Below are 24,777 nucleotides of genomic sequence, written 5' to 3'. Positions count from 1 at the left end.
GATGAGGCGAAAAACGTGATTCGTCAACAGCTACCGCGAAGCGGTTTAGTTCAACAGTGATTATACACCCTGCCATGAAACCTCAGTGAACGTGACATCACAATGACTGAGGTTTCATAGCCACCAAATTGAATCTACCTCATTGATTCTACAGCGTGCAAAGAGAATTTTGGCGATGTAGCCAAAATTCGCGGGCTTGCGCGTTTTGCTCGCCTCAATAATACTGTTTTTACATACAGCATTATTAAGGCATTCTCCCATGAAACTGATGGAACGCTTGGCATCCTCCCAGCCTAAAGGCTGGAGATTCCTACGGCGCTCAGTGGAGGCATTGAGCCGCCCCTGAGTCGCTTCGGTGGGTTCCTGCTGCTGGCGGCATTACTGCACCGCTCACTTCACAGGCGAACCGGGCGTGCCCCGCCCTTAACACATTGATCGCCCCAACCACGTCGGCGTTTTCCTCGAAACCGCATTCAACGCACAAGAATTGCGCCTGCGTTTTCCGGTTGTCCGCCGAGACATGGCCGCAGCACGGACAGGTGCGGCTCGTGTTCTGCGGCGGCACGGCGACGAGCCATCCGCCTCTCCAGGCCAGCTTGTAGTCCAACTGGCGGCGGAACTCAAACCAGCCTTGATCGAGGATGGACTTGTTCAGGCCGGACTTGGCCCGAACGTTTTTCCCCGGATTTTCGGTGCTGCCTGCCGCTGACCTGGACATATTCTGTACCTGCAAGTCCTCAATACACACCATCGCGTGGTTTTGGCTGATCGCGGTCGAGGCCTTGTGTAGGAAGTCGCGGCGGGCATTGCCGATGCGGGAATGAATACGCTGGACGCAGGCTTTCGCCTTCTTCCAGTTGTTGCCGAACTTCGTCTTGCGGCTCATCGCCTGTTGCGCCTTGCGCAAAGCAGCCTCATGCCGCTTGAAGCTGTGAAGCGGCGCGTAGAACGCGCCGTCCGAGAGGGTGACGAAGCGGGTAATGCCCATGTCGATACCGACCGCCCCACCTTGCGGGATGGGCTGCTCGACCTCGCGCTCCGTCTGAATGCTCACGAACCACTTGCCGCCCGACTGGCTCACGGTGACGTTCTTCACCACGCCCAACACCTCGCGACTGTTGCGATAGCGCAGCCAGCCCAGCTTGGGCAGAAACAGGCGGTTGTTGCCATGATCGAGCTTGATCTGTTTTGGGTCGGGATAGCGGAAGCTATCCGACTGGCCCTTCTTCTTGAAGCGCGGGAAGTCCGCCCGCTTAGCGAAGAAGTTGGTGTAGGCCCGCTCCAAATCCTTGAGCGTCTGCTGCAACGGATGCACGGGCGCATCGGCCAGCCATGCGGTTTCCGCGCTATTGCGCCAATCGGTGAGTAGCTTGCACAGACCCGCATAGCCGAGCTTCTTCTCGCCCTGCTCGTAGCGTTCTTTCTGCAACGCCAGCGCCTTGTTGTAGACGAACCGGCACGAGCCAGCGAAGCGGCGCATTTGCCGCGCTTGCTGGCCGTCTGGCATCAGTTCGTACTTGTAGGCTTGAAGTCGTTGCATGGTGATCCAATGACTGTAACTATATACAGTATTATAGGACGCCTGCGGCGTCCGCGCTATCCTTCTCCGCCCTGAAGAGGGTGTCGCGAAAGGGGCAAAGCCGTAAAATGAACCTTCTATCTGTCTGAGAGCTTACCGTGTCGACAGCATGCATGCCCACACCCGATGACAGGCAGTTCGCGCTTTTTCAGGCCTCGCCTGCTTCGCCCCCTCCATCCTCCCGCGTAACGGCTGGCTCGTCAGGGCGGCGTTTTCTATGAGGTGACGCCACGGCGATTTTCCTGGGCATGACACCGCTTGAAGATCATCTGCGGCAGTCAGGGATTCGTGCCCCTTTAGTGGTGGCCGAACTGCTGGATGCCCAGGACTGGACACCCTTCGAGGACCGATATGCCACCACAGGGCGCGCACCCTATGCGCCACGAGCTATGATGGGGTTGATTCTCTACGGGATCATGCAGGGGGTCTCATCGCTGCGCGCGTTGGAGCGGCTGGCACGTGTGGATTTGGGTGCCATGTGGGTGACCGGAGGCATTGCCCCCGATCATGCCAACATCGGACGCTTCATCTGCTTGCATGAACAGGCGCTGTCACAGACATTTTTCGAAGCGCTGACACGCACCGTTCTCGCCAGGTCCGGAACATCGACAGCCTGCCTGGCGGGTGACGGAACCGTCATCGAAGCGGCCTGCTCTCACTATCGTCTGCTCAAGGAGGAGGCCGTGCGTGCTCGAGTCAGTAAGGCCCGGATCGGCCATCAGCAGGCTCTTCCGGAGCAACAGGACGAGACTCAGCAGCAGCTGGATAGAGCGCACGCCTGTGAGCAGGTGTTTGATGCGAGGATCGCGGCACGACGTCGCCATGGCAAGCGTACCGATACGGTTCGTGTCAGCCTGACGGAGCCAGAGGCCGCCATGCAGCGACAGAAGCGTGGACGCGGTTTTGCGCCGGCTTATACGCCCTCCGTCCTGGCCAATGAGGCACGCATCATCGTGGCACACGCTGTGGATCCCACAAGCGAGACGCGAGTGGTGGGTGAGCTGATCGATCAGAGCGAGCGCGTGGAACCCAAGATCCCACGCGAGCTTCTGCTGGATGCCGGCTATTTTGATGATGGCGTTATTAACGCGACACTGGCGCGTGATGTCAGCCTGCTTTGCCCGCCCAGGCCCAGTACCACTGACAAAGCGAAGGGCCTGTATCATAAAAACCTATTCACTTACGATGCCGAACAGGATGTTTACTACTGTCCAGCGGGGCAGCGGCTTCAGCGCATCAGTCATATAAACGCGTCGGTACGCTCGCGTGAGCAAACGGTTTATGCCTGCAATGCCTGCGAGGGCTGTCCGCAACGGATTGCTTGTACCCGTTCGGTCCGGGGGCGCCGAATCAAACATTACCCGGAGGACGAAGCACGCCTGGCATTGCAACAAATCATGACCCACCCGGGAGCCCAAGCGGTCTTCCGGCAGCGAAAGGCCATGGTCGAGCCAGTGTTTTCAGCGCTACGTCAGCAACAGGGACTGTCTCGCTTCCGGCGCCGTGGGCTGGCGGGTGTCAAACGCGAGTTTTCCTTGCATGCCCTGGCTTACAACTTGGCTCGCGCTGTAGCGCTGAGCCTTTGTCATCATCTCTGGGAGTGGTTGTGGGGATGCCTGGGATTACCTTACCTAGCAACAAAGAAAAAGATCGCGCCTCCCAGGGCGTGCGTGATGATGTCGTCCAGCCATCGACATCGTTGTGTATAGGTTTAGTTTTGAGTCGTTAGGAGATTTGCGACAACCTCTGAACGGCGGGGCTTGTCGCGCACTGGGTCAGAAGTCCATTGGGTTAGTGAAGGGCAGTTATGCTTCCATGAAGCCCGTGTGTTCGATCAAGCTAACGCCTAGCGTCTCCCCACTTTTCCACAGGTGGTGCTGTAACTGCCTGAATAGCGTTGAAAATTTCAGTGCTATCAACGAGATCGGGGCTTTCCCGCCGGTATCATGTTGTTACCCCTAACACCATGAACCAAAAGGAAAACCCCGATGCTTCAAGATGCCAAAGACCGCGCCAAATGGAAAGCTCGCCTGATCGACTGGTGTGACGACCTGTCGGATCACCTCGCTCGACCCGTCGTGAAGCTGGCGGCAGAAACGCTCTTTGGCATCCTGGCCAGCGGTAGTTTGCGCCAGGCCGAGATCGCCCGCGCCTTGAAGGAACCCTGTCGGCTACACCACACGCAGAAGCGGTTGTCGCGCATGCTGTCCCGGCACAGCGAGCTTGCCTGGGCCGCGGAGCAACTGCAGCTCCAGCGGATCACGCCCTATATCACCGATGACATGGTGCTGGCCATCGATCCGGGCGACCTGAACCGGGATGGTGCCCCGACCAGTGAATACCGAACCCGCGTTCGCGACGGTGATACCGGCGAGATCGTCGGCGGTTATCCGCTGATCAGCGTGGTGGCACGCGACCTGAAGCGGGGCACCACCTGGCCACTGCTCACGCGGCTGCTATCGCCGGCTCGCGGCGGCTACCGCAGTGAAAACACCGATATCCTGAGCGTGATGGATACCGTGCAGCGCCATGTGGAGGGCCGGCCACTGTGGGTCATCGATCGTGGCGGCGATCGAGGGCGGCTGTGGGATGCCTGGCTGCGCGCCGAGCGTCATGTGCTGGTCCGGGCCGCCAATCAGCGCTTCTGGCAGTGGCGAGATACCGCCAAGACGTCGCAGCAGATTGCCCGAGATCTGCCACTGAAGCACCGCGGCCATTTGCGCCGTGGGCAGCATATCCCGGTGCGGTTCGGCATCACCAAGGTCACACTGCGGGAGCATCCGGAGACGCCGCTGTGGATGATCGTTGTCGATCATGAGAAGTCGGAGCGCCTGGTGCTGGTGACGACGCGCCCGGTGCGTGGTCGCCGCCAAGGCGAGCGGATGATTCAGGCTTACCTGGATCGCTGGGCCTGCGAGGAGGGGTACCGGTTCACCAAGCAGGGGTTCGACCTGGAGGGTGTCCAGGCGCGCCGTTTCACGACGCTGCAGAACCTGGTGGCGCTGGCCAGCCTGGCCTGGGCACTGCTTGCGGCCTATCAGGACCGAGCGCCGGAGTTGGTGCGGCACGCGCAACGTCAGAAGCGACACCGCCGGCTGATATTCCCGTTCTATAGCCTGCAGCGGGGCTGGCAACGTCTGTTTGCTCAGGGCCGAAGTGTTTTCTACCCCTTTGGAGAAGAGCGCCAGGCGCCGAGGCACGAATACCAGACTTGTTCACCTCCTCAGGAGGACTATGCCGATGACACGCCGGAAAATGGGGAGACCCTAGAAGCTAACGCCCCTTGCATCTCCCCCTCTCGCCTCCTACACTGCGCTGAATACTGCTTGACGGGGTGCCGGTGGAACCGGCTGAGATCGCTATACGGCTGGCTGCTACAGCAAGTCGTCACGGCGGGGCCCGTTGAACCTGATCCGGCTAGTACCGGCGTAGGAATCAAGCGGTGGTTGGGGTGCGCCGTGTTCACCTGATACCTTGCCCCAACTCACTCTCCCTACGCCCGTGCGCCGGTTCGCTGTACCACCGGAGGCATCCAATATGGGCTACCGCTTTACCGATCTCACCACCGCTTGCCAGAACGATTGGCGCGCCTACATCGAGCACGATTTCGTGCGCCAACTGGGCAATGCCACGCTGCCTGAGGCGTCGTTTCGCCACTACTTGAAGCAGGATTACCTGTTCTTGATCCACTTCGCCCGCGCCTACGCGCTGGCCGCCTACAAAAGCCCCACCCTGGCGGATCTGCGCCAGGCCCACGAGGGCCTGAAAGCCATCGTGGATGTGGAGCTGGGCCTGCACGTGGGCTTTTGCCAAGAGTGGGGCATCAGCGAACAGGAGCTTGCCGAACTCCCCGAAGCCCGCGCCACGCTGGCCTACACCCGCTATGTGCTGGATACCGGCAATCGCGGCGACCTGCTCGATTTGCACGTGGCGCTGGCCCCGTGCCTGGTGGGCTACGGCGAAATCGCCAACTGGCTGAACGCGCAGCCCTCTACGCTGCGCGGCGCGCAAAACCCCTTCGATGCCTGGATCGCCATGTACGAAAGCGAGGAGTTCCAGGCCGCCATGCAGGCGGAGCTTGCGTGGCTCGATGTCCGCCTGGCGGACGTCACCCCTGCCCGTTTTGCTGAGCTGAGCAAGATCTTCCGCGATGCCACCCGCCTGGAAATCGACTTCTGGCAGATGGGTTTAGACCTTTCTGAATAACCTCCTACAACATAGAGCAACCGTCATGACCAAGACCGTCAAAAGCAAAACCGCCCACTTTTTAGCCGAAACCGCCCAGGTCGATGCCGCCGCCGTGGCCCCACTGCCCGGCTCGCGCAAGGTGTACGTGGAAGGCTCACGGCCGGATATTCGCGTGCCGTTTCGGGAAATCACCCTCTCGCCCACCAAAACCAGCGGCGTGGATGAGCAGAACCCGCCGCTGTTGGTGTACGACACTTCCGGCCCCTACACCGACCCCAACGCCCGCATCGATTTGCGCCAGGGCCTGCCAGAGCTGCGCCGGGCCTGGATCGAAGAGCGCAACGACACCGAGTTTTTGGATGGCCCTACCAGCCAGTACGGCCAGCGCCGCGCCAACGACCCCACCCTTGCCCAGCTGCGCTTTGATTTGACCCGCACACCCCGCCGCGCGAAAGCGGGCAAGAACGTGACCCAGCTGCACTACGCCCGCCAGGGCATCATCACGCCGGAAATGGAGTTCATCGCCCTGCGTGAAAACCAGCGCCGCCAGGCGTTGGGTACGGCAGAGGTAGAGCGCATTCTGGGCCATCAGCATGCAGGCCAGAGCTTTGGCGCCAGCTTGCCCAAGGAGATCACGCCGGAGTTCGTGCGCGATGAGGTGGCCCGTGGCCGGGCGATCATTCCCAACAACATCAACCACCCGGAAAGCGAGCCGATGATCATTGGCCGCAACTTCCTGGTGAAGATCAACGGCAACCTGGGCAACTCGGCGGTCACCTCTTCCATCGAAGAGGAAGTGGACAAGATGACCTGGGGCATCCGCTGGGGTGCGGATACCATCATGGATCTCTCCACCGGCCAGAACATCCATGAAACCCGCGAGTGGATCATCCGCAACTCGCCGGTGCCGATTGGCACGGTGCCCATCTATCAGGCGCTGGAGAAGGTCAACGGCATTGCCGAAAACCTCACCTGGGAGATCTTCCGCGATACGCTGATCGAGCAGGCGGAACAGGGGGTGGATTACTTCACTATCCACGCCGGGGTACTGCTGCGTTACGTGCCGCTCACCGCCAACCGCGTCACCGGTATCGTCAGCCGTGGCGGTTCCATCATGGCGAAGTGGTGCCTGTATCACCATCAGGAGAGCTTCCTGTACACCCACTTCGAGGAGATCTGCGAGATCTGCAAGCAGTACGATGTGGCGTTCTCGCTGGGCGACGGCCTGCGCCCCGGCTCCATTGCCGATGCCAACGACGAAGCGCAAATGGCGGAGCTGAAAACCCTGGGCGAACTCACCCATATTGCCTGGAAGCACGACGTGCAGGTGATGATCGAAGGCCCCGGCCACGTGCCCATGCACCTGGTGAAAGAGAACATGGACAAGCAGCTGGAGTACTGCGACGAAGCGCCCTTCTATACCCTCGGCCCGCTGGTGACGGATATCGCCCCCGGCTACGACCACATTACCTCTGGCATTGGGGCGGCGATGATTGGCTGGTTTGGTTGCGCCATGCTCTGCTACGTGACGCCGAAAGAGCACCTGGGCCTGCCCAACAAGGATGACGTGAAAACCGGCATCATCACCTACAAGATTGCCGCCCACGCAGCGGATTTGGCCAAGGGCCACCCCGCGTCGCAGCGGCGCGATAACGCGCTCTCCAAGGCGCGCTTCGAGTTCCGCTGGGAAGACCAGTTCAACCTGGGCCTGGACCCGGACACCGCCCGGGAATTCCACGATGAAACCCTGCCGAAGGATTCCGCCAAGGTGGCCCACTTCTGCTCCATGTGCGGGCCGAAGTTCTGCTCGATGAAGATCAGCCAGGAAGTGCGCGACACCTATCGCGACCGCACCCCGGAAAACGCCAGCGAAAGCGACGCCGAGGCGGTGAAGCGCGGCATGCAGGAGCAGGCGGAGAAGTTCCGCCGGGAAGGCAGCGAGCTATACCAGGAGGTGTGACCGCTCTCCCCCCGCCTGCGGGCGGGGGGAGCAACCCACTGGATGTTCGGTCTCTTTGATGTTCGGCCCCTTTATTGTTATGTTATAACATATATACTCAATCAAGGAGCCTCACCGTGGGTCTGTTGAAACGCGTACCTCCTCTGCTGGCGGCAGGCATGTTGGCGCTGGGCAGCCTGAACGCCATGGCCGATGAGCCCACCCTGAACGTGGTGGCCTCGTTCTCGATCATCGAAGACCTGGCCCGCCAGGTCGGTGGTGAACGCATCGCGCTGACCAGCATCGTGGGCGCCAACGACGACGCCCACGTTTACGAGCCCACCCCCGCCGACGTTCGCCAGGTGGCGCAGGCAGACGTGGTGCTCATCAATGGCCTGATGTTCGAGGGCTTTCTTACCCGCCTGATCGAGGCCAGCGGTACCGAAGCCAGCGTGGTCACCGTCTCGGAGCACGCGGTGCATCTCGAAGACCCCATGGGCGGGCACTACCACTTTTATGGCGACCGGGCGGTGTTCCATGAAGCGCCCTACGACCCCCACGCGTGGCAGTCGGTGCCCAATGCCAGGGCGTATGTCGTGCGCATTGCCGACGCCTTCTGCGAGGCGGACCCGGAAGGCTGTGACGCCTACCGCACCAACCAGCAGCGCTACGCACAGGAACTGGAAGCGCTGGAGCAGGCAATCCATGAGCGCATCGCCAGGATTCCCGAATCCCGACGCACCGTGGTGGTGGCTCACCATGCCTTTCGCTACTTCGAAGAGGCCTACGGCGTGCGCTTTCTGGCCCCGCAGGGGGTCTCCACCGAGTCCGAAGCCACGGCCGCCCATGTGGCGAAGCTGATCGATGCCATCGAGCAGCAGAGCGCCGTGGCGGTATTTGCCGAGAATATTTCCAACCCTCGGCTGGTCGAGCAAATCGCTCAGGAGGCCGGCCTGTCGCTCAGCGGCACCCTCTACTCGGACGCGCTGTCGCGGGAGGATGGCCCGGCGGCCAGCTACCTCGACATGATGCGCCATAACGTCGACACCCTGGTGACGGCGCTGCAGTAGCCACTCAGGTGATTAACCACGCCCCTTCTGGGCTCAAGGAGAGAGAAACGATGACCCCGATGTTTGTAGGCAAAGCGTTGACCGCGCTCGCTTTCGCGATAGGCAGTGCCGCCGTGCAGGCCCACGACCACTCCCATGGTCACTCCAACCATAGCCATGACCATGCCCACGATGAAAACGTCACGGCCTGGCGGCTGGTAGTCGCCGACCAGCAGGATGCCGTGGTCCACGTCATCGACGCCACGGAGAAGTCGCTGCTGGACACCTTCGAGCTGGAAGGCCCGGCGGCGCTGCTGAGCACCCGTAGCGGCGAGGCGGTATTTGCCGTACAAGGAGCGGCAAACACGGTGTCGGTGATCAATACCGGCATCGCTTTCCATGACCACGGCGACCACGCCGATATCGAGGTGGCCGACCCGGCGCTGCTGAGCACGGTTCTGGAAGGAGAGCGCCCCGCCCACTTCGTCGAGCGCCAGGGCTACATTGCCCAGTGGTTCGATGGTGAAGACGAAGCCCGCCTGTTCACCGAAAGCAGCCTGTTGGCAGACTCCCCAGAGGTCCGTACGGTGCCGGTGGAGGCGGCGCACCACGGGGTGGCCGTGCCATTCCACCAGCATGCGGTGGTGACGGTGGTCAACCCGGAAGATGCGTCTCAACGCCCGGTCGGTGCCAAGGTGCTGGATAGCGACGGCCACCTGGTCGGCGACGAAGTGGCGTGCCCTGGGCTGCACGGCTCGGCGGGCTCTGGCAGCCTCTATGCGTTGGCTTGCCACACCGGCCTGCTGCTGATCGCCACGGAAGACGGCACGCCCCAGATCACCCATCTGCCCTACCCTAGCTCTCTGCCGGAAGGCAGTGCTTCCACCCTGCTGGGCGGCACCGGACTACAGTACTTCCTGGGTAACTACGGGCCAGACCGCGTGCTGCTGGTCGACCCCACCGAAGGTGAAGAAGGCTTCCAGCTGGTGCAACTGCCTACCCGTCGCGTGCACTTTGCGGTGGACCCGATTCGCGCCCGCTACGCCTATGTGTTCACCGAAGATGGCCAGCTGCATCAACTGGATGTGCTGAACGGCGAGCTGACCCAGTCGCTGCGCCTGACCGAGCCCTACTCCATGGATGGCCACTGGAACGACCCGCGCCCACGCATTGCCGTGGCGGGTGAGCATATCGTGGTCACCGACCCCGCTACCGAAACGCTGCACTTCGTCAGTGCGGAAACCTTCGAAAAGGTCGATGAGATGGCCCTTGAAGGCAAGCCGTTCAATATCGTCGCGGTGGGCGGCACCGGCGTCTCTCACGGGCACTAGGCTTTGTACGAAAGGTCGGCGGGCGATGGCCAGACAAGGCAAAAATCGGCGAAAAGACGGAGTTTACAAGGTGTAAATGAGTACTTTGAGCCGATTTTTAACGCCGTATGGGCGAGCGTAGGCAGTTTTCGTACAAAGCCTAAGCCTGCTGGCCCCTTTGACGGATCGCACAAAACAACACCGGAGCCCAAGGGCTCCGGTGTTGTTTTTGAAAGAGTATTGGCCGCCGGATCGATAACCTGAACGGTTGGCCCTGGGGCTAGCCATCCGGCAACGAATACATACTCGGTGGCTGTCGTATTACTTCTTGAGCTTGTCCTTGGCTTCTCCCTTGCCTTTTTGCAGTTCGCCCTTGGCCTGCTGCGCTTTGCCTTTGGCTTCGGTTTTGGTGCTACCCGTCGCCTTGCCAGCCGCCTCTTTCACTTTGCCTGCTGCCTTGTTGGCTGTGCCTTTTGCTTTATCTGAAGTACCTGCCATGACGAACACCTCTAATCCGTTAGTAGGGAAGCGGCCGCTGTACTGCGGGTCTACCTGACCGTGCGGCCTGTTATCAGCGTAGCGGGTATTGCCAAAGTTGCCCATTTTCTTTTGTAACTATTCAGCACCGGTTGGCTGAGTCGGGGCTTCTTGCTGCATGAAGGCTGGCACCTCCCCCGCAAACAGTTGCTCCAGTGCGGTATGCGCCGCTACCCCTTGCTTGACGGCGGTCGAGAGAAAGCTACGCATGCGGCAGAAGATCTCAGCACCCTCCCAGGAGCGGAAACAGCCCGAGATTTTCTGCTGGACCTTGGTCATTCGCAGATCGCGCTCCCCCTGGTTGTTGGTGAAGGGAGCGGCAGGGTCGTCGAGGAAGCGCAACACGTCGTCCTCGTACGCCTGGAGGCGTTCCAGGAGGTTGCGCGGCTTGGTGCGCTTGGCCCGGCCTCGCGTTCCAGGTGGCGGTTTCACCGGCGGGGGGCACTCGGCGTCCCCTTTCGCCAGGCAATCTCGATAGCGCTGCCGCCAGGCTCGGGTCTCATCGGCCGAGAGGCAGCCGTCGGCCACCTCCACGGCGCGATGCATCTCCAACAACAGGTCATGCAAGGCCTTGGCCCATGCCTGGCCATCGTTCTCCCAGGCCGCTGTCAGCTCCCGAAGGTGGTGCGCATTACAGAGCGCGTGCCGGCAATCCGGATAGCGGTAGTAGGGCTTCCAGTGATCATGCACCAGCACGCCACGCACGAAGGGCAATACGCCGATGGCGTCCATCGCTTCCTGGCCGCGCTTGGGGTGCGGGGCCAACCAGGTCAGGGCCTCGTTGGAGGCGCTGTGTAGCCAGTAGCGTTTGCCACCGACCTGCATTCCGGTTTCATCGGCATGGACGGTGGCTGCTTCACGTAGCGCCGGGATCACCCACTCGGCGAACGCCTCGGCCCGCTGGTAGGCCTCCTGGTTGAAGGCGAACAGGGTGCCGGTGCTCAGCGACAGGCCGCACTGCGAGGTGAGCAACTCGCGGATACGCGCATAGGGCAACAGCTGATACTGGGAGAGATAGACGACATGCGCCTTGAGGCGAGGGCCATACTGGATGGGGCGAGTCACGCCCTCGGGGAATGGCGCCACGTAGCGTTGCCCCTGATCATCTTCGAGGACCTCAGCCTGATATTCGGTGACCACGGCCTGGATTACGATGTCCTGCACTTGGCGCGTTTCGACGCCGACCGGGCGGTAAGAACGCCCCTTGGGGAGTTGCCGACGATCGACACGGAGCTTGACCACCTCGTCGGGGTCCGTCACCGGCGCCAACGTCTTACCCTCATGCCCTGGCTGTCCGCCGGGGCGCCGCTCGCCTTTGGCGCGCGAGCGGCGCTGGCGATTGGGATCCTGGGACGGTGGCTTGCTGCTGTTGCGGCTACTGGTGGCCAGGCGATCGGCCATGAGCTTGACCAGCAACATCAGCACATCGATGGCCGCACGCAGCGACGGAGAGACCGTCTGGTCTTCCTTGAGCTGCTGTCGGACCCGCTCCAGAGCCTCGTCGACGTTGATATCGCTGATGGTCATGTCACCGCATAGATATGCCGAAGGATTAGGCACACTATGCCAGAAAAATCAGCTGGTTGGCGATATCCCATCCGCAGCCACCTGAATAGTTACTTTCTTTTTTGCAAAGGCCTGGTGCCTGTTCAAGCGGCCTTCAAGCAAGCCGAGTGGCCTCAAAGCGGTTCAGTACTCGTTGCACGCACGCCATCACTACCAGCGTTGCCACCAGCGCCACGCTCATGGAAGAGAAGCGGTACAGCGCGCTGTACACCAGGTCCTGCTGAGGCCCCAGCGACTGCCCGAACAGAATGCCCAGCGTGGTCAAGCCGCCAAACCCGATGCCAGAGCCGCCGCCTTCCAGAATGTGCTCGCGGGCGAACAGCATCAGCCCCAGCCAATAGAGCAGCACCACCAGCAGGAAATGGTGGCTTTGGGTATAGAGGACGAGCTGCATGGCCAGCGCCAGGTTGCATCCCAGCAAGGTGCCCACGGCGCGCTTGGCCGCCGACACCCGAGCGCCCTGATACCCCAGCGTGAACAGAATCAGAATGGTGGCCATTTGCGCCGACAGCGACCCCTGCAGGTCGAACACCTGGAACACCACGAACGAGAGCGTGGCCGTGATCCCGCCCAGCAGGGTTTCATGGCGCACCTGGGCAAGCGGCTTGGCCACCCTGGTCGGCGGCTGGCGGGGCTCGGTATCGGGGAACAGGGTATGCATCAACATGGCGATGAACACGGCCAGCACGCTGGCCATCAGGTTGCTGGCCAGCAAATCGCCCAGGTCTACGCTGGGGTAGCTGGCAAAGTGCAGCAGTATGCTCAGCGTCAAGACGCCGTTGGCACCGAACAGAAACAGCGGCCCTCTGGCCATCAAGGAGAAGCGCAGCAGAAACAGCCCCAGCACCACCAGCGTCATCACCACCGGCATGTGCTTCAACAGCCCCACCACCACGCTGACCTCCAGCGCGTTGAGGCTGCCATTGGCCAGAAACTGGCGGATGATGCCAGCATTCAATACAGGCACCATGCCCAGCAGGAACATCGGGAACACGGTAAAGAAGACGCCGTAATTCCAGCCCATCAATTGGCTGATGATGAACCCCAAGGTGCCGCCGCCCGCGACCCGCAGGCACTGGCGCAGTCCGTTCTGGCTAAATCCATTCTGACTGAGCGCCGAGGAAGCGGGCACTGAGCGCGTAGCGGATGTTCCCGTACGCGAGGTTGATTGAGTAGGCGATTTAGTAGACATAATGAAGCCAGCTCACGAGCCGAGCCTGCAGCCAGGCAAACGGCTTGGCCAGCGCGTGCTCGCCGGGCACTAGCTGCACCGTGGCCCGCGCGCCGCTGGGTGGAAGCTCGTCCAAAGGCTCGTCCAGCGCGATGTGAATACGCACCCGCTGGGCATCGCGCACCCAGCGGTCGGAGGTCGGAATGTCCACCAGCTGCCCGTCGGCCACCTGCTGCCCTTCCCGCACACCGGCATCGAACGCGCTCACGTGGCCTGCCAACAGTCGTCCCGGCAGCGCATCGAACACCACCGTTGCTTCGTCGCCTTCCTTCACGTGGCGCAGGCTTTTCTCGCGAAAATCGGCCACGACGTCGACACGGCTGGCCACCAGCACCACGGCGGGCTGGCCGGCCTGTACGTAATCCCCCGGCTGAAGCTGCAGGTTGGTGACTTCGCCCGCCTCCCGCGCTCTTACCGTGGCGCGGGCCACGTTTAACTCGGCTTGGGCGAGCGCATTATCGGCCTGGCGTAGCCGCAGGTTGGCGTCGCCCTCTTCACCTAGCTGTACTTCTAGGCTATCGATTTGCGCGCGGGCAGACGCCACGGCAGCTTGGGCCGTATGCTCGGCGGCCACTTGCTGCTCGTACTGCTGGCGGGAGATGCCCTGCCGCCCTAACAGCGCCTCAGCGCGGTGGCGCTCACCGCTGCGCTCTTCGAACGTGGCTTGAGCTGATGCCAGCGAGGCTCGCGCCGCCGCCAATTCGGCGGTTAGCCGAGCGTTCTCCTGCTCGGCCTGCTCGCGATTCAGCACAGCCTGCTGGCGTGCCAGCTCGAACGGCGCCGGGTCTAGCTGAAACAGCACGTTGCCCGCGTTCACCCGCTGATGGTCCCGCACCACCACGTCTTTCACCGGCGCGCTGAGCTCCGGCGCAATACGCGTCACGGGCCGCATCGCGCGCGCTTCCGGAGTCATGGGCATAAAGCTATCGGCGAGTAAGAAATAGACGAACAGCACTACAAACGCCGCCAGGGCTATTTTCACCCAGCGGGTAAATCGTTGATCAGGGGTCATGGGTATTACTCGTTCACTGGCCCCCAAGCGGTCACGTGCACTCGGGGTAGCGTTAGATGGAATACCTTAGTCTAACAAATTTATTAGCACGCTAACAATAATCGTAAAAAAAACCCCGCTGCCGAGTCTGTGCTCGGTCAGCGGGGTCCTATTCCCTTGATGAATAAGCGCTAAACGCTTGCCGTGTTAGAAGCGGTAGCGAAGGCCTACGCTCGCCGCATCGAAATCGTAGGCGGACTCGTCCAGGTAGCGCATGTAGTCGGCACCCAGTGCCAGGTTGTCGGCAATGTCCACTTCCGCGCCAGCGCCATAGGAGAAGCCGCTTTCACGGTCACGGTCGAAATCGACCTCGGTGACACCAGCCAGACCGTAGAGGCGTACATCTGGCGAGACGGGCAGGATACCCTTGGCGTAGACACCGGCCAGATAATCGAGCTCTACGTTGCCATCAGAGCCGCCTGTGCCCAGGTGGCCTTCCAGGGCGAAAAACTCGTTGAACTGAGCACCACCGCGCAGGCGCAGGCCGACATCGTCGCGGGATGAGCCACGGTCGGGGTCCAGGCTCCAGAACATGGCATCGCCACCCACGTATCCTTGTGGGTATTGGAAAGATTGTTGGGCCTGAGCTGATGCCGCAAAAGTACCGGCGCCTACCAGCAGTGCCGCAGAGGCAAGGGAAAGAACGGACGTTTTCATGGGGTTCACCTCAGTTAAAAAACAGTGTTTCCTTACGCTGAGCAAGTGTGGCTCAACCCCCGAGAGAACGCAAACGCCGCCCCACGCTTTGCATATAATTTCCTTTTTTCGGCGCCCGGTGGCGTAGCCTAGCGGCCTTTCGACAGGCTGAGCACCACGATGCCCCCCACCACCACCGCGCCGCCCAGCAGCTGGCTGGGGCTGAGCATTTGTCCCAGCACCAGGTAGCCGATCAGCAGCGAAGCCACCGGCTCGAAGTTCATCACGGGGGCGTTGCGCGCCATGTCCAGGCGGGGCACAAAGATGAACAGCACCGAAAACGCGCTGCCGTAAAGCAGTGCCAGCATGATGAGCCCTGCCCAGCCGCTACTGTTGTCGGGCAGGCTCATGCCGCCAGGCACTGCCCCCAGTAGCCCGCCAAGAATCATGGCCACGAATACGGTCTGCATGGTGAGCAGGCTACGCAGGGTACTGCCTACGCCTGCCAGGCGATGTTCTGTGATCCACAGCGCACAGGCAAACGCAAAGGCCGCCAGCAGCCCAAAGCCAATGCCTGCCAACCACTCGGGGCCCATGGCATCTGCGTTGGCCAACCAGCTGGGAATATCCAGCACCACCAGCAGGCCAATCAGTATGGTGCCCATGATCAGGCAGCTGCGCAGCGAAGGCCTGGGGCCACCCAGCGCCCAGCTAAGCAGCGCCAGTTGAATGGGAAAGGTGTTGACCAGCAGCAGGGCAATGACCACCGGCAGGCGTGCCACGGCGGAATACAGGCTGACGCTTTGCAGGGTGATCAACAGCCCCACCACCAACTGCCAACGCCAGGCACCGGGCGGCAGCCAGAAGCGCTTTTTCTGCAGCACGAACAGGCTCAGCAGGATCACGCAGGCCACCCCTGAACGCATCAATACCGCCAGCAGCAGCCCCGTACCGTTATCGAAGGCCAGCCGCGCCGACACGTGGTTGGCGGCGAACATGGTGGCCACACACATCATCAGCAGAATGGCGAGATGACGGGGCAAAAGCGCGGGGCTGGAAATCGACGACATAGGAACAAAACGGCTCACGTTAGGTTATATAAGGAACAGGATGACGACATTTTACATAGAAGGCTAACTAAATTCTTCGCTGATTTTCTCAGTCTCTGCATGTTAAACTAAAGTCTATCCCCCTTTCCTCCTGACTACTTTACAAAGGTTGTTATGAACGCACCGGTGCTGGTTATCAACTGTGGCTCTTCTTCCATTAAATACGCTTTGATTGATTCAGACCCTCAGGCACCGCGTCTAGCCGGTTTGGCAGAACGTCTGGGCAGCAGCGACGCTCGCCTGAAAGGCAAGAACAGCGCCGGTGAGAGCTTCACCCAGCCGCTGCCCGGCGCCGACCACGCCGAAGCGCTAAGCGCCATTCTGGAGCGCCTGGAAGGCCGCGTTCCCGGTGCCGTGGGCCACCGTATCGTGCATGGAGGAGAGCACTTCACCCAAGCGGCGCTGATCGACGACAGCGTGATTGCCGCCATCGAAACCACCGCAGCCCTGGCCCCGTTGCACAACCCTGCCAATCTGGCGGGTATTGCCGCCACGCGCAAGGTGTTTCCCGAGCTGCCCCAGGTGGCCGTCTTCGACACTGCCTTCCATCAGACACTGCCGCCCCGCGCTTACCGCTACGCGCTGCCGGAAGCGCTGTACACCGAACATGGCATTCGCCGCTACGGCTTTCACGGCACCAGCCATGCGTTCGTCAGCCAGCGCGCCGGGGAACTGAGCAGCCGTGGTGCAGGCGGCTGGCTGACCGCCCACCTGGGCAACGGCTGCTCCACCAGCGCCGTGTGGAACAACCAGAGCCTGGATACCAGCATGGGCCTTACCCCGCTGGAAGGCCTGGTGATGGGCACCCGCAGCGGGGACGTCGACCCCGGCCTGCATGCCCACCTGCATCGCCAACTGGGCTGGTCGGTGGAAGAGATCGATAACGTCCTGAACAAGCAAAGCGGCCTGCTGGGCCTTTCCGGCCTGACCAACGACATGCGTGAAGTGGAAGACCAGGCCGTGGCTGGCCACCCCGGTGCCAAGCTGGCGCTGGACGTATTCTGCTACCGTATCGCCAAGTCGCTGGCGGCGCTGTCCTGTGCATTACCTAAGTTAGACGGCGTGATCTTCACTGGCGGTATTGGCGAAAACTCGCCTATCGTACGTCGTGAAGTGCTGGCGCTGCTGCCCCACTTTGGTTTCAGTTTGGATGAAGCGAGCAACGAAGCCACCATTCGTGGCAAAGAGAGCAAGCTGGATAGCGCTGGCCACCAAGGCCCGGAAGTGTGGGTGATCCCTACCGATGAAGAGGGCCGCATTGCCATGGAAACCCGCCACTGCGTGGAGACCCCTGAATGAATAGCTCCCCCAAACAACCGCAAGCCATTCTATTGGTACCCACTAGCGTCGGTGCTGGCCTAACGTCCGCTTGCCTTGGTTTGATTCAAGCGCTCGACACCATCGGCTTGAAAGCCGGTTTTTTAAAGCCGTTCATGCAGAACGAGCTTAACGGCCCCGGCCTTGATCGTTCCACTGCGCTGGTATCACGCACGTTGAATCAGCGCCCGCCCTCGCCTATTTCCCAGGCACGCCTGGAGCGGCTGCTGCGCGACGACCAGACCGACGAGCTGATGGAAAACGTCGTCGAGCTTTACGAGCAGGTCACCCAGCAGGCGTACCGCGACGGCAGCGCTCTGGACCTGGTGGTGGTGGAAGGCGTCGTGCCGACCCAGCACACTACCTACGCGACTCAAACCAATGTGCAGCTCGCTCATGCGCTGAACGCGCGGATCATTCTGGTGGGCTCTGGGGATCTCAACGAGCCCCAGGCGCTGGCGGAAGAGCTGGATATGCACGCTCGAAGCTTTGGTGGCGTCAGCTCTAGCCGCACCTTGGGCGGCATCTTGATGCGCATGAAGAACCTGCCCTACGGTCAGGAGGATGATCTTTCCGCTGCACCGGGCACCATCAAGCCGCAGTTGGAAGAGCCGGTGCTCAACGAGCTGCGCCGCTACTCCCCGGCGCTAGCCACCGACCGCTTCCACCTGATTGGCGTGGTGCCCTACAGCAAGACCCTGAGCGCCCCGCGCACGCTAGACGTAGCCCGGGCGCTGAACGCCAAGATGCTCAACGAAGGCGAAGCCGCCAGCCGCCGCGTCCTCTCTACCAGCCTGTGTGCCCGCAGCGCCGCCAACGCGCTGCATATCTTCACGCCGGGCAGCCTGGTGGTCGCCTCCGGGGACCGTGATGACGTGGTGCTGGCCTCGGCGCTGGCGACCATGAATGGCACTCAGTTGGCGGGCGTTTTGCTCACCAACGGTTTCTTGCCCAACGACGGCATGATCGAGATGTGCCGCCCGGCGCTGAAAACCGGCCTGCCGGTACTGGCGGTGGAAACCGACAGCCTGACCACGGCGCAAAACCTGAGCCAGCTCAGCACTGAAATCCCCATGGATGACTTCGAGCGCGCCGAGCAGGTGGCACGCTACGTGGCGGCACACATGGACCTGGAGTGGCTGAAAGCCAAGCTGAGCCGTGGCTACACCCGCCGCCTCTCGCCGTCGGCGTTCCGCCATCAGTTGGTGAAGCTGGCCCAACAGGCCAAAAAGCGGATCGTGCTGCCGGAAGGCGACGAGCCGCGCACCATCGAAGCCGCCATCATCTGCCAGCGCCGTGGCATTGCCGACTGCGTCCTGCTGGGCAAGCGGGAAGATATCGAAAGCGTGGCCCATCACCGTGGCCTGACGCTGCCGGATACGCTGACCATCATCGACCCGGAAAGCACCCGCGCCAGCTACATCGACCCCATGGTCGAACGCCGCCGAGGCAAGCTCAACGAGCTGACCGCCGAAGCGCAGCTTCAGGACAACGTGGTGCTGGGCACCATGATGCTGCAGCTGGATGAGGTGGACGGCCTGGTGTCGGGCGCAGTACATACCACAGCCAACACGGTTCGCCCGGCGTTTCAGCTGATCAAGACGGCCCCGGAGTACAATCAGGTGTCGTCGATCTTCTTTATGCTGCTGCCCGAGCAAGTGGTAGTGTACGGCGACTGCGCGGTGAACCCGGACCCGGACGCCGAAACCCTGGCAGAAATCGCCCTGCAGAGCGCGCGCTCTGCCGAGGCCTTTGGTATCGAGCCCCGAGTGGCGATGATCAGCTACTCCACCGGCGACTCCGGCACCGGCGCCGACGTGGATAAAGTCCGCGAAGCGACCCGCATCGCCAAGGAGCGCGCACCGCACCTGGCCATCGACGGCCCGCTGCAGTACGACGCCGCCGCCATCGAGAGCGTGGGCAAGCAGAAAGCCCCCGACTCCCCCGTGGCGGGCAAGGCCACCGTGTTCGTGTTCCCCGACCTCAATACCGGCAACACGACCTACAAGGCCGTTCAGCGTAGCGCCCGAGTGGTCAGCGTGGGCCCGATGCTGCAAGGTTTGAACAAGCCGGTGAACGACCTGTCGCGCGGCGCTCTGGTGGATGACATCGTCTACACCATCGCTCTCACCGCAATCCAGGCCAGCCAGCGAAAAGGCTAGGCACTCGCCGAGCCCTGTATACGTATCCGCTGAAAGCCACACTAAAAAGAACGCCCCGAACAGTTCACTGTTCGGGGCGTTTCAGGTTTTGCGTCAGGTTCAATCGTTGGGAGGTATTACACCCACATGGGCACCATGGCTTCCAGCACCATCACCAAACTCATCGCGGTGATCGTCAGAATGGAGACCCCAAACACTTTCTTGGCCCAGCGAACATCGTCATCTAACCGATAGCCGCGTAGTGCCAGGTAGAGCCAATAGCCGCCCATGACCAGCGCCACACACAGATACCCCATCCCCGCCTGACTGGCCAGGACCAGCGCCAGCGAGGCGGGAATAAACGCCACGATGTAACCCAGAATATGATGCTTGGCCATTTTGATCCCGTGCACCACCGGCAGTACCGGGATTGATGCCCGCTGATAATCCGCATAGCGGAAAATCGCAATGGCATAGGAGTGCGGCATCTGCCACAGGCAGAAAATCACCAGTAGCATCAGCGCACCACTATCGAACTGCCCCGTGACGGCACAGTAGCCCACCACCGGGGGCATGGCCCCGGAAAGGCTGCCCACCAGCGTGCCGTACTCGGAGTGGCGCTTCATGTAGAGGCTGTAGACCCCGACATACACGCCCCAGCCAATCACCGCCAGCGCCACCGTCAAGCCATTGGTGCCCAGTGCCAGGCACACGACCCCAGCCACGCCCAGCAGCGCCGAAATACCCAGTGCCTGGGTAATCGAGATGCGCCCCTTGGCCAGCGGGCGATGGCGCGTACGCGCCATCAGTGCATCGATATCCCGGTCGATGACGTTGTTGCAGGCACAACCCGAGGCAATGACCAGCGCAATGCCCAGCATCACCGAGGCAAACGTGACGACATCGAAGGTGCCGTGGGCGGCCAGAAAATAGCCCCCCAGCGTGGCGATCAAGTTACCGCCAATGATGCCCGGCTTGGTGAGCGCCAGCAGGTCTCGCCAGCGGCTCGGTGCCACGTTCAGCCGATCATCATGTTGAGATGCAGATGCTGCATGATCCATAAAGAGCCCCCTACCACCAGGACGAGTATCGTCAGTGTGAAAACGAAGGACATCAGATTCCACCCCTCGTCGGCTTTGGTATTCATATGCATAAACATGACCAGCTGGACCAGAATCTGCAGCACGGCTGTTACAGCGATGACCACCACCGTCGCGGCGGTGCTTAGCGCACCGCTCATGACAACCGCAAACGGAATCGCGGTTAGCACTAAAGATAGCAGAAGCCCCGTCACATACGATTTAACGCTGCCGTGGGAAGACGTTGAAGATGATGAATGACTCATGTCACAGCACTCCCATCAGATAAACGAACGAGAAGACGCAGATCCACACGATGTCCAGGAAGTGCCAGAACAGGCTCAGGCACAGAATCCGCGGACGTGTCATCGGGGTGATGCCCTTGGTGGAAAGCTGCACCAGCATCACCAGAATCCATACCAGCCCCACCGTGACGTGCAAGCCATGGGTGCCCACCAGGGTAAAGAACGACGACAGAAACGCGCTCTGGTCTGGCCCATACCCTTGATGAATCAGGTGATGAAACTCATACACTTCCATGCCGACGAAGGCAGCCCCCAGGGCAAAGGTGACCGCCAGCCACGCCTTGACCTGCCCCACCCGCTCGGCATTCATGGCCAAAACGCCCATGCCAAAAGTGAAACTGCTGAACAACAGCAGAAAGGTTTCGACCAGCACGAACGGCAGCTCGAAAATATCTGCCGCCGTTGGCCCGGCGGCCGTGCCTTTCATCAGCACGGCGTAGGTGGCAAACAGTGACCCGAAGATCACCAGGTCGCTCATCAGGTAGACCCAGAAGCCAAAGACCTTGGTGCCCGCGGCATCGTGATGTTCGTGGGGCTCTGCGATGGCCCCGTGATGCAAGGTATCCGTGGCCATTACGCTCGCGCCTCCACATAGTTGGTTTGTTCACTATCGACAGCGCTGCTGGGTGCCGAAGTTTTGCGGCGCTGATGTTCACGCTCGATACGCTCCACTTCGGCAGCGGGCACGTAGTAGTCGATGTCATCGTTGAACACACGGGCGAGGAAACTCACCACCACGCCCAGCGCACCGATGCCCGCCAGCCACCAGATGTGCCACACCAGCGCAAAACCCAGCACCAGTGCGAAGAGGCTGATCACCGGGCCGGCCACGGTATTACGGGGCATGTGGATATCGGTGTAGGGCGCGTCTTCGAGCTGTTCGTTACTGCGCTGTTTTTGCGACCAGAAGCTGTCGATGTCGCCGACTTCCGGCAAACGGGCAAAGTTGTAGAACGGTGCAGGCGACGAGGTGGACCACTCCAGCGTGCGGCCATCCCAGGGGTCGCCGGTCAGATCTGCATTCAACTTGCGGTCGCGGATACTGACCCAGAACTGAATGATGGTGCAGGCAATCCCCATCATGATGATCACGGCACCCACCCAGGCCAGAATCATCCAGGGCTGCCATTCGGGGTTGGCGTAAGACTGCATGCGACGCACGGCACCGAAGAAGCTCAGCACGTAAAGCGGCATGAAGGCGACGTAGAAACCGATGAACCAGCACCAGAACGAACGCTTGCCCCACTTCTCGCTCAGCGTGAAGCCGAACGCTTTGGGGAACCAGTAGGTCAGGCCCGCCATCATGCCGAACACCACGCCGCCGATGATGACGTTGTGGAAGTGGGCAATCACGAACAGACTGTTGTGCAGGACGAAGTTGGCTGCTGGCAGCGCCAGCATCACGCCGGTCATGCCGCCCAGGGTAAAGGTGATGATGAACCCCAGGGTCCATAGCACCGGCGAGGTCAGCTCCAGGCTGCCACGGAAGATGGTGAACAGCCAGTTGAACACTTTCACCCCGGTGGGGATGGCGATGACCATGGTCATGATGCCGAAGAAGGCGTTGACGTTGGCCCCGGCGCCCATGGTGAAGAAGTGGTGCAACCAGACGATGAACGACAGCAGCGTGATGGCCACGGTGGCCCACACCATGGTCTTGTAACCGAACAGGCGCTTACGGGCGAAGGTCGCGATGACTTCCGAGAACACGCCAAAGGCAGGCAGGATCAGAATGTACACTTCCGGGTGGCCCCAGGCCCAGATGAGGTTGACGTACATCATCATGTTGCCGCCAAAATCATTGGTGAAGAAGTGCATACCGAAGTAGCGGTCAAGGGTTAACAGCGCGATGGTCGCGGTCAGAATCGGGAAAGAGGCAATGATGAGGACGTTGGCGCACAGCGACGTCCAGGTGAAGATCGGCATGCGGAACAGCGTCATGCCTTTGGTGCGCATTTTCAGGATCGTGACGAAGAAGTTGATACCGGTGAGCGTCGTGCCTATCCCGGATATCTGCAAGGCCCATATCCAGTAATCGACCCCCACCCCAGGGCTGAACTCTATCCCCGATAACGGCGCGTAAGCGAGCCAGCCGGTTTTGGCGAACTCCCCTACCACCAGGGAAATATTGACCAAAATCGCCGACACAGCGAATAGCCAGAAACTCAGGTTATTCAAAAACGGGAAAGCGACGTCGCGGGCGCCGATTTGCAGGGGCACCACCAGGTTCATCAGACCGATGACCATAGGCATCGCCACGAAGAAGATCATGATCACGCCGTGGGCGGTAAAGATCTGATCGTAGTGTTCAGGAGGGAGATAACCTGCGGCCCCACCGGCCGCCATCGCCAGTTGTGTCCGCATCATGATCGCATCGGCAAAGCCACGCAGCAGCATGACCAGGGCCACCACAAAATACATGATACCGAGCTTCTTGTGGTCGACGGAGGTAAACCACTCGTTCCACAGCCAGCCCCATTTTCGGTAGTACGTCAGTGCGCCTAGTAGCGCGGCACCTCCAAGCGCCATAAAGGCGGCAACGACCATAATGATCGGTTCGTGGTATGGAATGGCTTCTAACGTGAGTTTTCCAAACATGCTTAACCCCCCGCTTCAACGCTTGTGGGATGGCCGCCCAGGGCGTGGTCATCACCTGCATGCTGATTGGTAACATGGCCGATCGCGGCCTGCTGTTGCGACGCGCTGGCGCTCTCTAGCTCGCTGGATTCGCCGTGACTGTCGTGGGCATCACTGATGGCGTCACCGTGGCTCGAATGACCGCCGTGACCGCTGCCGTCACCGCTGTGGAAGCTGCTCACGATCGACTCATACAGCTCGGGCGTGACCGCCGAGAAGTACTCCACCGGGTGATACTCGGTCGGCTGCGCTAGGGCTTCGTAACCGTCCGGGAAAGTCAGGGTGTCATCGGCGGCACGCACGTTGTCCACCCAGGCGTCGAATTCCGCCGAAGAGGTGACGTGGGCATCGAAGGTCATGCCAGAGAAGCCAGCACCGCTGTAGTTGGTGGAGCGGCCGGGGTAGACGCCCTCTTCGTCGGCGATCAGGTGAACGTCGTTATCCATGCCCGCCATGGCGTAGATCTGGCTACCCAGACGTGGAATGAAGAAGGCGTTCATCACCGAGCCAGAGCTCACCCGGAAGCGCACCGGCGTATCCACTGGGAACGCCAACTCGTTGACACTGGCAATCCCCTGTTCGGGGTAAATGAACAGCCATTTCCAATCCAACGCGACGGCTTGAATCTCCATGGGCTCCACGCTGCCTTCGATCGGCTTGTGGGGGTCCAGGCTGTGGGAGGTTTTAAAGGTGAGGAAAGCGAGAACGGCAATGATCAAGCAGGGAACGGTCCAGACGGCAGCTTCAATCGTATTGGAGTGCGCCCAGTCCGGCAGATACTTGGCAACGCTGTTGCTGCGGCGGTAGCGCCAGCCAAACAGCAGCGTCATCACAATCACCGGAATGACCACAATCAGCATCAGCCCAAAGGAGGTCAGAATCAGCGAGCGTTGTTCAACGCCAATCTGCCCCTTGGGATCCAGCAATGCAGAACTGCAGCCCGTTAACAGCAAGCACAATACGACGAGCACAAAAGTGCCTCGCCTGCGCCAGTGGGTAGGTAGTTGCATGGTGTGATCTCATCAGAGAGTTGTCTAAAACAGCTCACTGCTTGGCTGGCTAACTAGCCAGCTAAGTAGCAAGCTAACTATCACCCCATACTT

Annotated in this window: 20 protein-coding genes and 1 riboswitch; of the genes, 7 read left to right on the top strand and 13 right to left on the bottom strand. The window is 61.0% G+C overall.

Annotated features, from left to right (window positions below; translation table 11 throughout):
• Positions 1 to 319: 319 nt before the first annotated feature.
• Positions 320 to 1,540, bottom strand: coding sequence for an RNA-guided endonuclease InsQ/TnpB family protein (locus RVM27_RS13865; protein WP_498956850.1), 1,221 nt, complete (start codon positions 1,538 to 1,540; stop codon positions 320 to 322).
• Positions 1,541 to 1,827: 287 nt separating this feature from the next.
• Between RVM27_RS13865 and RVM27_RS13860 the strand changes: the two genes are divergently transcribed.
• Complete coding sequence (locus RVM27_RS13860) at positions 1,828 to 3,288, top strand: IS1182 family transposase (protein WP_498956849.1); 1,461 nt, start codon at positions 1,828 to 1,830, stop codon at positions 3,286 to 3,288.
• A gap of 747 nt (positions 3,289 to 4,035) precedes the next feature.
• Here RVM27_RS13860 and RVM27_RS13855 read toward each other — a convergent pair.
• Positions 4,036 to 4,779, bottom strand: coding sequence for a hypothetical protein (locus RVM27_RS13855; RefSeq protein ID WP_498956847.1), 744 nt, complete (start codon positions 4,777 to 4,779; stop codon positions 4,036 to 4,038).
• A 120-nt stretch (positions 4,780 to 4,899) separates the two neighbouring features.
• Positions 4,900 to 5,031, top strand: a riboswitch (TPP riboswitch).
• 85 nt (positions 5,032 to 5,116) lie between these two features.
• On the opposite strand from RVM27_RS13855, the gene tenA reads away from it, so the two are divergent.
• The 4 genes from tenA to aztD all read left to right on the top strand — a co-directional run bounded on the left by tenA (position 5,117) and on the right by aztD (position 10,086).
• Positions 5,117 to 5,785, top strand: a complete 669-nt coding sequence (tenA, locus tag RVM27_RS13850; protein WP_498956846.1) for a TenA family protein — start codon at positions 5,117 to 5,119, stop codon at positions 5,783 to 5,785.
• 25 nt (positions 5,786 to 5,810) lie between these two features.
• The gene (thiC, locus tag RVM27_RS13845) at positions 5,811 to 7,727 is read left to right on the top strand and encodes a phosphomethylpyrimidine synthase ThiC (protein WP_498956845.1); all 1,917 of its coding nucleotides are present in this window, start codon (positions 5,811 to 5,813) and stop codon (positions 7,725 to 7,727) included.
• 116 nt (positions 7,728 to 7,843) lie between these two features.
• On the top strand, positions 7,844 to 8,776 hold the full coding sequence (gene aztC, locus RVM27_RS13840) for a zinc ABC transporter substrate-binding protein AztC (RefSeq protein WP_498956844.1): 933 nt from the start codon (positions 7,844 to 7,846) through the stop codon (positions 8,774 to 8,776).
• 50 nt (positions 8,777 to 8,826) lie between these two features.
• On the top strand, positions 8,827 to 10,086 hold the full coding sequence (gene aztD / locus RVM27_RS13835; RefSeq protein ID WP_081137690.1) for a zinc metallochaperone AztD: 1,260 nt from the start codon (positions 8,827 to 8,829) through the stop codon (positions 10,084 to 10,086).
• Positions 10,087 to 10,386: 300 nt separating this feature from the next.
• Here aztD and RVM27_RS13830 read toward each other — a convergent pair whose 3' ends face one another.
• From RVM27_RS13830 to RVM27_RS13805, 6 genes are all read right to left on the bottom strand, one after another.
• On the bottom strand, positions 10,387 to 10,668 hold the full coding sequence (locus tag RVM27_RS13830; protein WP_498956843.1) for a CsbD family protein: 282 nt from the start codon (positions 10,666 to 10,668) through the stop codon (positions 10,387 to 10,389).
• 12 nt (positions 10,669 to 10,680) lie between these two features.
• Positions 10,681 to 12,129 carry an IS66 family transposase gene (tnpC, locus tag RVM27_RS13825; RefSeq protein WP_154487592.1) on the bottom strand — a complete coding sequence of 483 codons (1,449 nt, stop codon included), beginning with the start codon at positions 12,127 to 12,129 and terminating at the stop codon, positions 10,681 to 10,683.
• A 133-nt stretch (positions 12,130 to 12,262) separates the two neighbouring features.
• Positions 12,263 to 13,360: a DUF2955 domain-containing protein gene (locus RVM27_RS13820; protein ID WP_498956842.1), complete on the bottom strand. Its 1,098-nt coding sequence runs from the start codon at positions 13,358 to 13,360 to the stop codon at positions 12,263 to 12,265.
• Positions 13,350 to 14,411 carry an HlyD family secretion protein gene (locus RVM27_RS13815; protein WP_498956841.1) on the bottom strand — a complete coding sequence of 354 codons (1,062 nt, stop codon included), beginning with the start codon at positions 14,409 to 14,411 and terminating at the stop codon, positions 13,350 to 13,352. The genes RVM27_RS13820 and RVM27_RS13815 overlap by 11 nt, the downstream gene beginning before the upstream one ends.
• A 186-nt stretch (positions 14,412 to 14,597) precedes the next feature.
• Entirely contained in the window at positions 14,598 to 15,107 is a 510-nt protein-coding gene (locus RVM27_RS13810) for a porin family protein (protein WP_498956840.1), read from the bottom strand.
• A gap of 128 nt (positions 15,108 to 15,235) precedes the next feature.
• Complete coding sequence (locus RVM27_RS13805; RefSeq protein ID WP_016914665.1) at positions 15,236 to 16,156, bottom strand: EamA family transporter; 921 nt, start codon at positions 16,154 to 16,156, stop codon at positions 15,236 to 15,238.
• A gap of 153 nt (positions 16,157 to 16,309) precedes the next feature.
• Here RVM27_RS13805 and RVM27_RS13800 point away from each other — a divergent pair, with 153 nt between their 5' ends.
• Together RVM27_RS13800 and pta are read left to right on the top strand one after the other, a co-directional pair.
• Complete coding sequence (locus RVM27_RS13800; protein ID WP_498956839.1) at positions 16,310 to 17,494, top strand: acetate/propionate family kinase; 1,185 nt, start codon at positions 16,310 to 16,312, stop codon at positions 17,492 to 17,494.
• Positions 17,491 to 19,674 carry a phosphate acetyltransferase gene (gene pta, locus RVM27_RS13795; RefSeq protein WP_498956838.1) on the top strand — a complete coding sequence of 728 codons (2,184 nt, stop codon included), beginning with the start codon at positions 17,491 to 17,493 and terminating at the stop codon, positions 19,672 to 19,674. Before RVM27_RS13800 ends, pta begins: the two co-directional genes overlap by 4 nt.
• A gap of 116 nt (positions 19,675 to 19,790) precedes the next feature.
• On the opposite strand, the gene cyoE is transcribed toward pta, so the two are convergent.
• The 5 genes from cyoE to cyoA are packed head-to-tail and all read right to left on the bottom strand — an operon-like array spanning position 19,791 to position 24,684.
• On the bottom strand, positions 19,791 to 20,714 hold the full coding sequence (cyoE, locus tag RVM27_RS13790) for a heme o synthase (RefSeq protein ID WP_189464244.1): 924 nt from the start codon (positions 20,712 to 20,714) through the stop codon (positions 19,791 to 19,793).
• Positions 20,672 to 20,998: a cytochrome o ubiquinol oxidase subunit IV gene (gene cyoD / locus RVM27_RS13785; RefSeq protein WP_287808590.1), complete on the bottom strand. Its 327-nt coding sequence runs from the start codon at positions 20,996 to 20,998 to the stop codon at positions 20,672 to 20,674. Before cyoD ends, cyoE begins: the two co-directional genes overlap by 43 nt.
• Before the next feature lies 1 nt (position 20,999).
• A complete protein-coding gene (cyoC, locus tag RVM27_RS13780; protein ID WP_287808591.1) occupies positions 21,000 to 21,611 on the bottom strand; it encodes a cytochrome o ubiquinol oxidase subunit III in 612 nt (203 codons plus the stop codon).
• Complete coding sequence (gene cyoB / locus RVM27_RS13775) at positions 21,611 to 23,635, bottom strand: cytochrome o ubiquinol oxidase subunit I (RefSeq protein WP_287808592.1); 2,025 nt, start codon at positions 23,633 to 23,635, stop codon at positions 21,611 to 21,613. Before cyoB ends, cyoC begins: the two co-directional genes overlap by 1 nt.
• A gap of 2 nt (positions 23,636 to 23,637) precedes the next feature.
• Positions 23,638 to 24,684, bottom strand: coding sequence for a ubiquinol oxidase subunit II (cyoA, locus tag RVM27_RS13770; protein WP_287808593.1), 1,047 nt, complete (start codon positions 24,682 to 24,684; stop codon positions 23,638 to 23,640).
• Positions 24,685 to 24,777: the final 93 nt, after the last annotated feature.

Source organism: Halomonas sp. KM007, from assembly GCF_050709225.1.
GTDB classification, from domain to species: Bacteria; Pseudomonadota; Gammaproteobacteria; order Pseudomonadales; family Halomonadaceae; genus Vreelandella; species Vreelandella hamiltonii.
The sequence above is the reverse complement of the archived record's forward strand: the minus strand, read 5'-3'. Positions and strand labels throughout refer to the sequence as shown.